The 15,247-nt window shown below is 30.8% G+C and carries 11 protein-coding genes; 7 read left to right on the top strand and 4 right to left on the bottom strand.

Annotation, left to right across the window (positions count from 1 at the left end; all coding sequences use genetic code 11):
• Window positions 1-27 precede the first annotated feature (27 nt).
• From cbiD to mrdA, 6 genes are all read left to right on the top strand, one after another.
• Entirely contained in the window at window positions 28-1,140 is a 1,113-nt protein-coding gene (cbiD, locus tag BS621_RS04540; protein ID WP_077141973.1) for a cobalt-precorrin-5B (C(1))-methyltransferase CbiD, read from the top strand.
• Between the two features lie 54 nt (window positions 1,141-1,194).
• Window positions 1,195-2,781, top strand: coding sequence for a glutamine-hydrolyzing GMP synthase (gene guaA / locus BS621_RS04535; RefSeq protein WP_077141972.1), 1,587 nt, complete (start codon window positions 1,195-1,197; stop codon window positions 2,779-2,781).
• Window positions 2,782-2,853: 72 nt separating this feature from the next.
• Window positions 2,854-3,567, top strand: a complete 714-nt coding sequence (locus tag BS621_RS04530) for a PD-(D/E)XK nuclease family protein (RefSeq protein ID WP_077141971.1) — start codon at window positions 2,854-2,856, stop codon at window positions 3,565-3,567.
• 82 nt (window positions 3,568-3,649) lie between these two features.
• Window positions 3,650-4,258: a hypothetical protein gene (locus BS621_RS04525; protein ID WP_025932875.1), complete on the top strand. Its 609-nt coding sequence runs from the start codon at window positions 3,650-3,652 to the stop codon at window positions 4,256-4,258.
• A gap of 108 nt (window positions 4,259-4,366) precedes the next feature.
• On the top strand, window positions 4,367-4,510 hold the full coding sequence (locus BS621_RS09430; protein ID WP_198025668.1) for a hypothetical protein: 144 nt from the start codon (window positions 4,367-4,369) through the stop codon (window positions 4,508-4,510).
• A 13-nt stretch (window positions 4,511-4,523) separates the two neighbouring features.
• Window positions 4,524-6,311 (top strand): penicillin-binding protein 2, encoded by a 1,788-nt coding sequence (gene mrdA / locus BS621_RS04520; RefSeq protein ID WP_077142668.1) that lies wholly within the window; start codon window positions 4,524-4,526, stop codon window positions 6,309-6,311.
• Between the two features lie 21 nt (window positions 6,312-6,332).
• Here the strand turns inward: mrdA and BS621_RS04515 are convergent, their stop codons facing one another.
• From BS621_RS04515 to BS621_RS04505, 3 genes are read right to left on the bottom strand one after another with little or no spacing between them, the layout of a single operon-like run.
• A complete protein-coding gene (locus tag BS621_RS04515; protein WP_077141970.1) occupies window positions 6,333-6,857 on the bottom strand; it encodes an NAD(P)H-dependent oxidoreductase in 525 nt (174 codons plus the stop codon).
• 16 nt (window positions 6,858-6,873) lie between these two features.
• Window positions 6,874-8,676 (bottom strand): diflavin flavoprotein, encoded by a 1,803-nt coding sequence (locus BS621_RS04510; RefSeq protein ID WP_077141969.1) that lies wholly within the window; start codon window positions 8,674-8,676, stop codon window positions 6,874-6,876.
• A gap of 16 nt (window positions 8,677-8,692) precedes the next feature.
• Window positions 8,693-10,468 carry a diflavin flavoprotein gene (locus BS621_RS04505; RefSeq protein WP_077141968.1) on the bottom strand — a complete coding sequence of 592 codons (1,776 nt, stop codon included), beginning with the start codon at window positions 10,466-10,468 and terminating at the stop codon, window positions 8,693-8,695.
• Between the two features lie 119 nt (window positions 10,469-10,587).
• Here BS621_RS04505 and alaS point away from each other — a divergent pair, with 119 nt between their 5' ends.
• Window positions 10,588-13,248, top strand: coding sequence for an alanine--tRNA ligase (alaS, locus tag BS621_RS04500; protein ID WP_077141967.1), 2,661 nt, complete (start codon window positions 10,588-10,590; stop codon window positions 13,246-13,248).
• Here alaS and speA read toward each other — a convergent pair.
• The gene (gene speA, locus BS621_RS04495) at window positions 13,233-15,179 is read right to left on the bottom strand and encodes a biosynthetic arginine decarboxylase (protein WP_077141966.1); all 1,947 of its coding nucleotides are present in this window, start codon (window positions 15,177-15,179) and stop codon (window positions 13,233-13,235) included. The genes alaS and speA overlap by 16 nt on opposite strands.
• Window positions 15,180-15,247: the final 68 nt, after the last annotated feature.

Genomic DNA, 15,247 nt, shown 5'->3' with positions numbered 1-15,247 from the left:
TCATTATATATTTTTCAATTACTTGATTTGAAAAAAGGATTTTCTTTACCTTTGTGGGTTGCTGGAGCTGCTAGGTCAGCATTAAATAAACTAGTAGGGTTACCATTTAAGAATTATGAACTAATAAAAATTCCTAATGAAAAAAAAGAAATAAAAATCGAGATTCATTCTGTTGGATTACTTAAAGATGACTCACATGCATTAGGAATTACCTTTGCAAAGTCAGGCTTAGATCTTGACATTACACAAAACTTAGAGATATGGACAATAGCCTCTTTAGAAAAAATTTCTTTTAGTAATCCAGTTCAAAAAATTCCAATAAATATTATTGCAGGATCTGGTGTAGGCATAAAAGAAGATACATCAGAGATATGCATTTCTAATTTTGCCAAAGAAGTTTTATTTGAAAATTTGTTAGATAGTATTCCTGCCGGCTTTAATTTAAATTTAGAAATTATTTTCCCAAATGGGTTGTTTTTAGCAGAAAGAACTAGTAATAAGTCATTTGGTATTGTTGATGGATTATCTATTATTGGTACTTCTGCTGAGACTTATTCGAGTGCTTCACCTGATCAATTAGAAGAGGCTAAAAATAATCTAGCAAAGTTAATTCAAAATGATTTTGCAGGGGAAGTGATATTTGTTATTGGTGAAAATGGGTTAAATTTGGCTAAAAGTTATAATGTTAATTTGCCAATTATCAAAATTGGAAATTGGATAGGACCATTATTAGTTGATGCTGCAATAAAAAAAGTTAAAACTGTTATTCTTTTTGGTTATCATGGGAAATTAATTAAATTAGCAGGCGGTATTTTTCATACGCATAATCATTTGGCTGATGCAAGAATTGAGATTCTTATTTATTTAGCTGTTCAAGAAAAGCTACCACCTGAAATAATAGTTGAATTATCTCAGTTAGATAATCTTGAGAATGCATTACAAATTCTTGAGAGATTTAATAAATCTTTAGCTGATAAATTATTCAAGAATTTATCAAATACGATCGAAAAGCGTTCTTTTACTTATGTTAATAGGTATGTAAGAACCGATATGGAAATCGCATCAATCATTTTTGATAGAAAAAGGAAAATTAGGTGGGCTGGAATTAACGGCAATAATTATATTTCTTATTTTCAATGAGAGTAATTTGAAATTCATTATGCTTTTGTAAATAAATTGAGTTAACTTTTATACATGAGTCAAATAACTTTAAAAAAAGAACGAGATCCTTCAATATTAATTTTGGATTTCGGATCTCAATATTCTGAATTGATTGCAAGAAGAATTAGAGAAACTAATGTTTTTTCTCTTGTAGTTAGTAATTACATTTCAATTGAGGAAATTAAAAATATTAACCCTAAAGGGATTATTTTGAGTGGAGGCCCAAATTCTGTATATGAACAAAATGCTCCTAAGTGCGATGAAAAAATTTTTAATTTAGGAATTCCTATTCTTGGCATATGCTATGGAATGCAATTAATGGTCAAAGAACTCGGCGGATCTGTTATTTCAGCAACCAAAAGAGCTGAATATGGTAGAGCACCAATAAGTATTGACAAAGAATCTGATCTCCTTTCTGATGTAGAAGATAAATCTATTATGTGGATGAGTCATGGCGACTCTATTAATTGTTTGCCTGATGGATTTAATAAAATTGCTCATACCGAGAACACACTACATGCAGCAATTTCAAATGACTTTAAGAAATTATTTGGCGTACAATTTCATCCTGAAGTTATTCATTCAGAGTTTGGGATGACGGTAATTAAAAATTTTGTTTATAAAATTTCTTGTTGTGCGGCTGATTGGACAACAGAAACTTATATAGAGGAAACTATTCCCAGAATAAGAGAGCAAGTTGGCAATAAAAAAGTATTGCTTGCCTTATCTGGAGGAGTTGATTCCTCAACTCTTGCTTTTCTTCTCAATAAAGCTATTGGAAATCAGCTTACATGCATGTTTATAGACCAAGGTTTCATGAGAAAAGGTGAACCAGAATTTTTAATGAATTTTTTTGATAAGAAATTTCACATAAAAGTTGAATATATTAATGCAAGGGAAAGGTTTATTACCAAATTAAAAGGTATTACTGATCCAGAACAAAAAAGAAAAATTATAGGTGAAGAATTTATCAGAGTATTCGAGGAAGAAAGCAATAGATTGGGGCCTTTTCAGTATTTAGCTCAAGGTACACTTTATCCAGATGTTATTGAAAGTGCTGGTACTAATATTGATCCTAAGACTGGTGAAAGAATAGCTGTAAAAATAAAAAGTCATCATAACGTTGGTGGATTGCCAAAAGATTTACAATTTAAATTGGTTGAGCCATTAAGAAAACTTTTTAAGGATGAAGTACGAAAAGTGGGAGCTGCTTTAGGTTTGCCGGATGAAATTATTAAAAGACATCCATTCCCAGGCCCTGGATTAGCTATAAGAATTTTGGGAGAGGTTAACAATGAAAAACTTGATTGTTTAAGAGATGCAGACTGGATAGTAAGAGATGAAATTAAAAAAGCAGATCTTTACAATGATATTTGGCAAGCTTTTGCAGTATTGCTACCTGTTAAAACTGTTGGAGTGATGGGAGATAAAAGGACTTATGCATGGCCAATAGTTTTACGTTGTGTATCAAGTGAGGATGGCATGACAGCGGATTGGTCAAAAATTCCTTTTAAGATTTTGGAGAGGATAGCAAATAGAATCGTAAACGAAGTTGATTCAGTCAATAGAGTTGTTTATGATATAACAAGCAAACCTCCTGGAACTATTGAGTGGGAGTAAGTCTTCAAATTCTTAAAAAAATTTAAAGTTTTTTATTTAAGTAAGAAATTTTTAAGTGATTTATAAAATGGAATGTCCGATATTATTAAACTAAGTCGATCTACAGTTGAGAAATATCTTAGTTGTCCAAGATGTTGCGTATTGGACAAAAAATATCAAATAAAACCGCCATCGTTACCATTTACCTTAAATATAGCTGTAGATAATTTATGTAAAAATGAATTTGATTATTATAGAAAAATTCAGGAGCCTCATCCTTTATTTATTGAATATGGAATTGATGCTGTGCCTTTCCAACACAAAGATTTAGAACGTTGGAGGAGTAATTTCCAAGGAATAAGATATATGTCAGTTGAACATAACTATGATTTTGGTGGAGCTGTGGATGATATTTGGCAAAAAAAAAATGGTGATCTTATTATCGTTGATGTAAAAGCAACATCTAGAAATAATTTTGATTGGTCTGAGACTTTTAATAAATACGAATATGCAAAAGCTTATAAGAGACAATTAGAAATGTATCAGTGGCTATTTAAAAAAAACGGTTTTCAAGTAGCAAAAGAAGCTTATCTTTTATATTTCAATGGAAAGAAAAATGAAAAATTATTTAATAACCAATTAAATTTTGACGTACATCTTATTAAATTAGATTGTTCTACTGCATGGGTAGAAAATAAGATAATTGATGCGGTTAATTTATTACGTTCTGATGTTTTTCCAAAACCTTCCTTAAATTGTGAATACTGTAATTATTTAAAGAAGCGTTGGCAATTATCGACAACTTAGTATTTATAGGATAATTTTTTTCATATTTCTGGAAAAATAATGAATAAAAGATAATCTTTAATTAGATTATTAATTTTGACTTTTGATAAAATCGAAAAATTCTGAAAGAAAGATAACTAATCATCTTCAACAAGATGTAGTAAAAGTATCTGGTAAAACAATTTTTATTAATCCTTTTTTATATTGGCGGAGATTTGACGAAAATACTAATAGATGGCTAAGAGAACCTGGTCAAATGTCAGAGGATCAAATTTCACCAAACAGAAACCGTTTTTATCCAGAAATAGAGTGGGCTGATTTAAGCCATGAGCAAAAGCTTATAAAAGATGCAACTGTTGAGATGTTTTTAAAAACTCTTGAATTGATAAGTACATTTCATCCTCAGCTTAGTTCTGGACAATTATTAGAAGTGGAGAGAAAAATGGCGATTATAAAAAAGATTCCTTTTGAAAAGTGGGTGACAAAATCTTTCGCCAAAAAAGCGAGATTATTAGAAAATGAAAAAAGAAAATTTCAAAGAGAAAGATTTTTTAGTAGTTGGAGGGAATGGTTTAGCCTTGTAAATACTCAACAAGCAATTTTGCCGTTAATCGTTACAATATTTATTTCTTCATTTATTGGATGGTCTTTAGGGATATCAAAGAATAGTTGTAATCCTTATTTTGAACAAAATATAGATCAATTAAATTAATTTGTTTTTGATATTTTTTAAGTATATGAGTTAATATAATTTTGAAAATAAATTTCTTATTTAAGATTATACTAAATAGAATAATTGCTTAAAAAAAGCATAAGTTTTATGAGTGAAAATTTGAATTCAACTAATATTGAAAATGATGAGTTAGATCTGAAAAATGAAGATAGTGATTATAAAGATTTAATTACTAGACTTAAAGAGATCAAATCAAACATTGCTTTATTGGAAAAAATTATATTTAAATAATTTTTATATTTTGATAAAAACAAGTCCTTATAAAAAACTTATTTCATTAAAAAGACAACCACTAGTCTTACTTATTTTTTCTTCCATATCATTTTTATTGATTTTATTTAGGTTAATTTTTTTACAACTTTTAAATTATGAATCTTTTAAGAAGATGTCTGATGAGAATAGGATCAGACTTATTGCTTCACAGCCAATACGCGGAAAAATACTAGATAAAAATGGTTATGTTTTAGCAGATAGTAGAGTTAAATATTCTTTAATAATAAAGCCTCAATCTGTTAATAAAAACAATTGGGAAAAACATAAATCAAGTATTTCTAACTTGTTAAATATTGATAGTAATGAAATTCAAAAAAAATACGCTGATGGTCTAAAAAATCAGAAACTTTCAATAATTATTCTTGATGATTTAAATGTAGATCAATTAATAAAATTTAAGGAGAATGAAGGTAATTTAATTAGTTTTGAAATAGCTACCAAATTAATTAGAAATTATCCTTATAAATCTCTTGCTGCCCATGTGATTGGTTATACTCAGCCAATTACTGAATCAGAATATACATTCTTATCTAAGAATGGTTACAAATTAAATGACTTAATCGGTAGAACTGGAATCGAATATGTTTACGAAGATTTAATAAGAGGTGAATGGGGTGGAGAAATCGTTGAAGTAAATTCTTTAGGAAAATTTCAAAGATCATTGGGTATGAGACCTTCAGTACAAGGTAATAATATTGAACTAACAATTGACCTTAATTTGCAATTAGTTGCTGAGGAAGTTCTTAAAGATAAAAAAGCTGGAGCCATAATAGTAATGGATCCAAGAGATGGTGCAATAAGAGCAATGGCAAGTAAACCTACGTTTGATTTAAATTTTTTTTCAAAGGATTTTAAACCTGAGAAAGAATATAATAAACTTTTTAATTCTCCTGAAAAACCGTTATTTAATAGAGCATTAAATGCTTATGATCCAGGAAGTGTTTGGAAAATTGTGACGGCTTTAGCTGGCTTAGAGAGTGGCAAATTCCCTAGAGAAACTATGTTAGATACGAAACCATGTATAACTTATGGTAGCCAATGTTTTAGAGAGCATAATGATTTAGGCTTTGGGATAATAGGTTATGAAGATGCTTTAAGAGTTTCAAGTAATACATTTTTTTATCAAGTAGGTTATGGAGTAGGAGTTGATGAAATTCATAAGGTCTCACGAAAGCTTGGTTTTAATTCTTTATCTGGAATTGAAATTTCTGAACAAGAAAATATAGGATTAGTAGCTAGTAGTGAATGGGCTAAAGAAGGCAGAGGATGGGGACAACCAGGAAGAACACCTTGGGTGCCAGAAGATATTGCGAGTATGTCTATTGGACAATTTGTTGTACAAGTTACCCCTATTCAAATAGCTAGAGCATATGCCGCAATTGCAAATGGAGGTTATCTAGTTACTCCTTATCTAGTTAAAAAAGATGAAGAAAGTCTTTCAGATAATAAACCTATTAAAGTGGATATTGATTCAAAAAATATTCAGTTAATAAGAAGTGGTCTCAAGAAAGTAGTAGAGTCTGGCACAGGAGTATCAATTAATTATGGAGTTTCAAATTTACCTCCAGTTTCAGGTAAAACTGGAACTGCTGAAGACGGTGAAGGTGGATTAGATCACGCTTGGTTCGTTTGCTTTACTCCCTCTGAAAATAGCGAATTACTTGTAGTTGCTTTTGCACAAAATACTCCGGGTGGGGGATCAGTACATGCACTGCCTATGGCTAGAGAAATTTTGAAAGTTTGGAATAAAAAAGAATAAAATTTATTAGGTTTTAAATGTTTATGTTTTTAATTTTTTCATTTGTAAAAGTCTTTGAATAATATCTTCTATAGTTTTTGTATCTATAGGTTTACTATATGAGGACAAAAGTTGTCTCCCTAATACTTGACTTCCTAAATGAACTAATTGGATGCGTAATGAGGTAAGTAGTTCTAACCCTATACCACCAGAAAATGTTGCTATTGCAATCGGTTGACCATTAAATAAATTCCTAAAGTCATCCCCCGAAATAGAAAGCCATGCTATGAAGTTGGAGAGAATGGGAGGTATAGATCCATTATATTCAGGCGCACAAATCACCCACTTTTCAATCTTGAAAAGCTTTTTTTTCAATTCTTCTATTTCATTTGGGATATTTTCTTTGCTGTGAATTCTTGGATTAAATAATGGAATATCAAGAGTGGTAAGATCTAAAATTTCTGAACTTATTTTAAGTTCATTACTTTTTTCAAGGAATTTTTCAGAAAGTTCTAAATTTTTACCGCAACTAGCCGTAATGATTATTAAATCTTTTGTTTCAGTCATAAATTAGATAAATAAATTAATAGTTAGCACCTGTTTTGCGGTGATGAACTGCCGTGAGACTATCGGATTTTAGTATATTACCGTGTAGTACTTCAGCGTAAATTACCCAATGATCTCCACATTCCATTCTCTCTTTTACAGAAGCATCTAACCATGCGAGCGATTCAGGAATGATTATCTGTTCATTAGGAGTTAATTCAATATTTATTCCTTCAAATCTATCTTCTCCGGGTGCAAATGGCTTTGTGAATCTTTTCAAAGGTTTTTTAAAATCTTTTTCACTTAAAATATTTAACGCAAATGAATCTCCTATTTGCAGAAGAGACTCTACCGATCTATCTTTTGCTACTGCAATACTTAATCCTGGTGGAGAAAAACTTGCTTGACTAACCCAAGATGCAAGCATAGCTCCTCTGATATTATTCTCATCTTTTCCTTTAGAAGCAGTTAGAACACACAGTGAACCAATTACTCTTCCAAGAGCTTGTAACTTTGGATCCGTTTTACTTGTAATCATCCCAGTATCTGATTTTCTGGGTTTTTTCTTAGCTTTTTTTATAATTTTTCTCCCAAAATGGGTTCCTATTTCTTCTAGCTCTTTAATTTTTGGTTTATTTGGACTGAATTTAATTCTTATAGGATCAAAACTAAAGTGAAAACCGCCGTCTTTTAATTTTGATTCAAGTAAATCTATCGCCTCACCGCTCCAGCCGAAACTTCCAAAAATCCCAACTGGTTTATCTCTGTTGCCCTCTGATAATAATGTCCCTAATGCACTTACAATAGGTGTTGGGGCGTGCCCCCCAAGTGTGGGAGATCCGATTAAATATCCATCAGCATTTTGGATAGATTTTATAAGTACATCATTTGATGTAAATTCACAATTAATACTTTCTACTTCAACAGAGGTTCTATTTATCCCTTTTGCCAAAGCATCCCCTATGGAAGCTGTATTTCCATAAGCACTTGCATAAATAAGAGCGATTTTAGGATTATTTCTTGTGAGATTTTCACCCCATCGAATATAGTCATTTAAAAAGCTTTTTAAGCTATATTCGATAGCTGGACCGTGCAATGGTGCAATAGTTTTGATGTCATAATCTGCAATTTTTTCAGTTATTGATACCACTTGATTAGACATTGGTGCCATCAAACAATCATAAAAGTGTTTTCTATCAATTTCTGTACTTACTCGATTTGTCTCAGACCAATATTCAGATGCAATATGAGCAGAGAAAATTTTTTCGCTTAGGAGTATTTCTTGATTACGTTCATAAATTATTAGTCCTCCAGGCCAACGTGCAGTTGGAATAGGAATTAACTCTAGTGAAATGTTTTCTAATTCTAAATAAAGTTCTTTCTTGATTATGTTAATTTCGGGTAATTGAATTTCGACGAAGTCTTTTAAGTTAGGATTTCTTTGATTCCAAAGTTCACTAATAAGTTTAAAGCCAGGATTTGAGCAAGTTATAGTTAAGTCTTTAAATTGCTTACTTAAGTTTTTTATAGTTTCTATTATCTGGGGATTGATATGTCCAGAGATGACGTTAATTTTTTTTAATTTAAAATGATTAAAAAAGTTAGAAATTATCTTGTTAAATGAATTTAAATATTGCTTTTCAGGTGGATAAATAATAAAAAGTTCTTCATTATTTCTTATCAAAAAAGTGTTAAATGATGTTCCTTTTTCGAGATTAAATTCAAGTTCAAATCTTTCTTTATTATGATCAAGAAATCTGATGCAAGTGAAATTTTCAGCAATTTCAAATTGTGAAAAGTTTTGATTTTCTTCAATTAAGCTAATATTAATCTCTGACATTTTGAAAACTTTTTAGCTAATAATGATTAGCAACTTTTCTGTGATGAACTGCTGTCTTGCATGATAAGTCAGAGACATTACCATTTTCAACAATTCCGTAAATTATCCAATGGTCAGGAGTCTCCAGTCTGGAACTAACTTTACAATCTAGAAAGGCGAGTGAATCTGATAGGACTGGTCCTCCTTCTGCAATGTTGCTTATTACATCTACATCTGCAAATCTATCAGCTCCAGGAGCAAATCTTTTTAAAAAATGTCTGAACATTTTTTGATAGTTGTCTTCTCTCAAGATATTTACAACAAAACCTTCTCCAACTTGCATATATGACTCAATAGCTCTATCTTTTGCTACTGCAACCGTAATACCTGGAGGAGAAAAACTTGCCTGACTCACCCAACTTGCGACCATAGCACTTTGTCTAAATGTAGAACCTTCTCCTTGGCTAGCTGTAACTACATATAATCCTCCACTTAATCTTCCTAACGCCTTATCTAAATTAGAATCAAGGCTCTTCATTGAGGCAATATTTTTCTTTTTGTTGATCAATTGGCCTAAGTCAGTTCCAGCTTCTTCGAATTGTTGGTAGATAATAGGGTCTGGAATGTTTTTAACTCTTAAAGGAGAGAAAGCTTCTTTTTGACCGAGTTCTCTTAATTTACTTGCTAAAGAATCTATTGGTTCATCATTTCCACCAAATGCATCATAGACAGCTGTAAATTGTTTTGATTTTAGTGCTGCAAATAAAGTACCAAGGGATTCTTTTAATTCATTATCTGAATCTACTGGCCATGTAGGGATAACTACTGCTTTTGACTCTGAAATTAAACCTGTTAATTCTTGGGGGTCAGAAGATCTTAAATCAATTAATTGAACTTGTGCATCTGCTTTACTTATTCCATGAGATATCGCTTGACTTAGTCGATCACAATAACCATAGTCGCTGATATAGCAGACTGATACAAAATCATTACCTTTGCTTTTATTGCTACTCCATTCTTGATATTTTCCTTTCCAAAAATTAACTTGATTATGAAGCAAAGGCCCATGACCTACAGCTATTGTTTTTAATTCAGGAAGCTTATCTATTCTTTTAATTGCCTGCAGAACGCTTCTAGCGTTTGGACCCATTAGGCAATCGTAATAAAAACGAAAATCATCATATATTTCTTTTTGATCAGTGTCATAAAATTCATCGGAACAATAATGAAGTCCAAATGCATCACATGTGTAAAGAACATGAGTGCTGTGGTCATATGAAAAAATTGTATCTGGCCAATGTAAATTTGGTGCGCTAATAAATTCAATATTATGTTCTAAACCGCTATTAGGGTTAGTTCCGAGATTTAAAAACTCTCCACTTTTAACTTCAAGTCGCTTAAAGGGAACATGTATTTGGTCTTCAATAAACTTAAGAGCTAATTTTGATCCTACTACTGTGATATTTTTGTTTAATTCTAGAAGATTACCTATTAATCCAGAATGATCAGGTTCTGTATGGCTTGTAATTAGATAATCCACTTCTTGTGGATTTACCTCTTTTAGTAATTCTTCAAACCATAATTCTTCGAATTTTGCGTGACTAGTATCAATTATTGCTAGTTTTTCACCTTTAATAATAAAGCTATTGTAAGTAGTGCCATTTCTTAAGCCAAATTCAATATCAAATCTACTGCGATCCCAATCCAGAGATCTTATGGCACAAGAATCAATAGCGAAGTTTTGAGATTGAACTGTCAACTTGTTATTTATTTGTGCCAATTTAGAATTACTTGTCTGGGCAGAGGCTAGCATAGGACAAATCTCGTTATAAAATAACTTTAGTTATGTAGAATATAAATCCGCGTGATTATTTTTGCGAAATAACCGAAATTACGCTTTTCTTTAATTTTTAATCTTCTTGTTCTGGATAAATGACATCTCAATTAATTAAAAAAATAGTTACTGGAGATGAGATAAGAAATGCTTTTCTAAAATTTTATAGTGAAAAATTACATAAAATCATTCCAAGTGCATCTTTAATTCCAGATGACCCTACGGTTATGCTCACAATTGCAGGCATGCTACCTTTTAAACCAGTTTTTTTAGGTTTAAAAGAAAGACCATCAAAAAGGGCTACATCTAGCCAAAAGTGCATCAGAACAAACGATATAGAAAACGTTGGAGTTACAGCTAGACATCACACTTTTTTTGAAATGCTTGGTAATTTCTCTTTTGGAGATTATTTTAAACGAGAGGCTATTCAATGGGCTTGGGAATTAGTTACTAATATTTATCAACTTTCTGTTGAAAATATAATTGTGAGTGTTTTTCACGAAGACGAAGAGTCTGCAAAAATTTGGAGAGATGAAATTGGTATTCATCCAGATAGGATAGTGAAACTAGGTGAGGAAGATAATTTTTGGTCATCTGGCAAAACAGGTCCATGTGGACCTTGTTCAGAACTTTATTATGATTTTCATCCTGAAAAGGGTCTGCAGAATATTGATTTAGAAGATGGAGATCGTTTTATTGAATTTTATAATCTTGTTTTTATGCAATATAATCGTGATACCAATGGAAAATTGACAGATTTAAAATTTAAAAATATCGATACAGGAATGGGTCTTGAAAGGATGGCTCAAATACTACAAAAAAAGCAAAATAATTATGAGACAGATTTAATTTTTCCTATTATTCAAAAAATTTGTGAGATTGCAAATATTGATTATTTTTCTTCAGGTGAAAAAAATAAAATTTCTTTAAAAATCATTGGTGATCATACAAGGGCTGTCATTCATTTAATTTCTGATGGAGTAGCAGCAAGTAATCTCGGCAGGGGATATATATTAAGAAGGCTTATTAGAAGAATGGTCAGACACGGGAGATTATTAGGTATATCAAATGAATTTCTACCCCAAGTTGCTACTGTCGGGATCAATTTAATGCAAAATAATTATCCTGATTTAAAAAATAATAATGCTTTAATTTTGAATGAGATAAAAATTGAAGAAATAAGATTTAGGGAAACTCTTGAAAGAGGAGAGAAATTGCTAGATGAGTTAATTGCTTCAGGGCAGAAATTAATTTCTGGTTTTAAAGCTTTTGAACTTTATGATACTTATGGATTTCCTCTAGAACTTACTGTAGAAATTGCAGAAGAAAATAGTATCAGTGTAGATGTAAAGGGTTTTGAAGAAGAAATGAATGCACAAAAAGAGAGAGCTAAAGCTGCTTCAAGTAATATTGATTTGACATTAGAGGGATCATTAGAGCGAGAAATAGATCTTTTTAAAAAAACTGTTTTTAATGGTTATAATTCACTCCTTTTGGAAGCCGAAATAAAGGGTATATTCCTGGATTCAACATTAGTTAAGCAAGCAAGTGAAGGTCAGAAAGTTTTAATTGTTCTTGATCAGACAACTTTTTATGGAGAATCTGGTGGGCAAGTTGGTGATATTGGAACGATATTTTCAAAAGATGTAGAGGTCTTGGTTGATAATGTTATGCGGAAGAAAAATGTTTTTTTGCATTATGGAACGATCAAAAAAGGAATATTAAATATTGGACAAAAAGTTAAGACTAATGTTAGTTCCTCTAATAGAGCTAAGGCTGCTGCAAATCATACAGCTACTCATTTATTACAATCTGCACTTAAATCAGTTGTCAATGAAAGCGTTGGGCAAAAAGGTTCATTAGTAGCCTTTAATAAATTACGATTTGACTTTAATTCCTCTAATCCTATTTCTAAAGATCAAATTTCTAAGATTGAGACTTTAGTTAACTCTTGGATTATAGAAAATCATGCCTTAGAAATAAAAAATATGTCTAAGAGTGAGGCTCTTGAAAAGGGTGCAGTCGCCATGTTTGGAGAAAAATATGATGATGAAGTGCGCGTTGTTAATGTACCTGGAGTTTCAATGGAACTTTGTGGTGGCACACATGTTAAAACCACATCCGAATTAGGTTCTTTCAAAATAATTAGTGAGGAAGGAATCTCAGCTGGAGTCAGAAGAATCGAAGCATTATCAGGCCAGTCAGCATTAGACTATTTCAGTGAGAGAAATGCTTTAGTAAATCAACTAAGTGATTTGTTGAAAGCAAATCCTAATCAACTTTTTGAAAGGGTTAATAATTTGCAAGCAGAGCTTATTAATAAGAATAAAGAGATACAAAAAATGAAAGATGAAATTGCATATTTTAAATACTCTTCTATAAAATCATCCGCAGAAATAGTAAATTCTTTTTCAATTTTAGTTAATCAGATTGATGGCTTAGATGGGAATTCTTTGCAATCTGCAGCACTTAATTTAACTTCGCATTTAGGAAATAAAGCAATGGTGATTCTTGGGGGAATACCAAATCCAGAAACTAAAAAGTTGTTATTTGTAGTTTCTTTAGGTGATGACGTAGTAAAAATAGGATTGCATGCAGGTAAATTAATTAATGAGATTGCAAAAATTTGTTCGGGAGGTGGAGGAGGAAAGCCTAACTTTGCTCAGGCAGGTGCTAAAGATATTGATAAGTTAACTGATGCTCTAGATTATGCTAAAAATTACTTGAAAAAAAAATTTGATAGTCATTCTGATAAATAACTACTTTTTCTGAGACTAATTTCGATTTGATCCATTAATTTCCTTGCTTCTTCAATAGTTAATTTTTTTTGATCAATTGCTGATTCAGTATTAATTCTTATAGATTCAACCAAAGAAGCTGAACTGTAATCTAATAATTGTAAAATTTCAGATTTACTGTCCTCTTTAATTATATTTTTGACCTTATATGAATCATCTTGATTTATGTCTATATGAACAACGTTTGTACTGCCAAATAAATTATGCAAGTTTCCTAATGCTTCTTGATAGGCTCCAGTCATAAAAATTCCAATTAGATAATCTTTACCTTCCTCTGGCTTATGTAAATTTAGTAATGATTTAATTTTTCCATCATCAATAAAATTATTTAGTTTCCCATCTGAATCACAAGTTAAATCTGCAAAATTGCCTTTGCAGAAAGGTTCCTCTAAATGCCTATGTATTGGCATTATTGGAAAAATCTGATTTATTGCCCAGCTATCGGGAATAGATTTAAAGATAGATAAATTTGCATAATAAGTTGATGCAAGAGTTTCTGTAATTTCAGATAAATCAGGGTGATTGATTTGATCATTATTCAGGTTATTAGAAATTTCTTTTGCGCAAGCCCAAGCAAGTTCTTCGGCATAAGCTCTTTCTGCTAAACTTAAAAATCCTAATCTAAAAGCGACTAAGCAATCTTCTTTAAACTTTTTTGCATCATTCCATAGTTCAATTATTTGAGATAAATTTATTTTTTTATTTTTAAGTTTTTTTAATTCATAGAAAGTTTCAAGTAAATTTGCAATTATTAATTGTTGATTTTTGTTATCAAAAATTTGTAGTTCGGAACTGACATGGCTTGTTCCTAAGACATTAAAAATTAAAACTGAACAATGACTAATTATTGCTCTTCCACTTTCTGAGATTATGGTTGGATGCTTGATATTATTTAATTCACATGAATCCTTAATAGTTGCAATTACATCGTTAGCATAATTTTGTAGAGAATAATTAGTAGAGGTGTTTGAGGAGGTTTTAGTTCCATCAAAATCTATCCCTAATCCTCCACCAACATCTATATATTGCATTGGAGCTCCTAGTTTGCATAGTTCAACATATATTTGACTCGCTTCTTGTAATGCGTATTTGATAACAGCAATATCACTTATTTGGCTGCCTATATGAAAATGGAGCAATTGCATTTCGTTGATAAGATTCGCTTCTTTTAGTTCTTTTATTGTCAACATAATTTCTGGAATTGATAATCCAAATTTCGAATTATCCCCAATAGATTTACCCCACCTACCGCTACTTTTACTTGATAACTTTGCTCTAATCCCTATTAATGGAGTCGCGTTAAGTTCTTGAACTGCTTGAATAATTCTTTTTACCTCATCTCTTTGTTCAATGACTATTATTGGATTTTTGCCGAGTTTTCTGGCCAAAGTAGCAATCTGAATATATTTTTTATCTTTATATCCGTTGCATATCAATAATGAATTTTGGTTTTCAAGAAGTGCAAGGCCAATTAATAGTTCTGATTTACTTCCTACTTCTAAACCAAAATTCCATTGGCTACCAAACTCTATTATCTTTTCTAGGACATTTTTCTGTTGATTACATTTAACAGGAAAAACGCCTTGATAAATGTTCTTATATTTATAGGTTTTTATTGCTTTTAAAAAAGAGTCATGTAATGCATTTATGCGATCTTTCAAGATATCATTAAATCTTATGATTAATGGAGGATTTATTTCTCTACTCTTAAGTTCTTTGACAAGTTTAAAAAGATCAATCTTATTTTCAGATTTTATATCTTTAGTGACTGATATATTTCCTTTGGAATTTATAGAAAAATATTTATCTCCCCATTTATCTATGTTATAAGTCGAAATACTATCTTCAATAGTCCAAATATTCTTTAATTTTTTCGGCTCAAAATTGGTCAATTTATGTCTTAGTGATTAATAAATGTTTTTGAAAATAACTCAAAACAATATCTTTTATTTTAATGATT

The sequence above is a fragment of the Prochlorococcus sp. RS04 genome, assembly GCF_001989455.1.
Taxonomy (GTDB): domain Bacteria; phylum Cyanobacteriota; class Cyanobacteriia; order PCC-6307; family Cyanobiaceae; genus Prochlorococcus_A.
The sequence above is the reverse complement of the archived record's forward strand: the minus strand, read 5'-3'. Positions and strand labels throughout refer to the sequence as shown.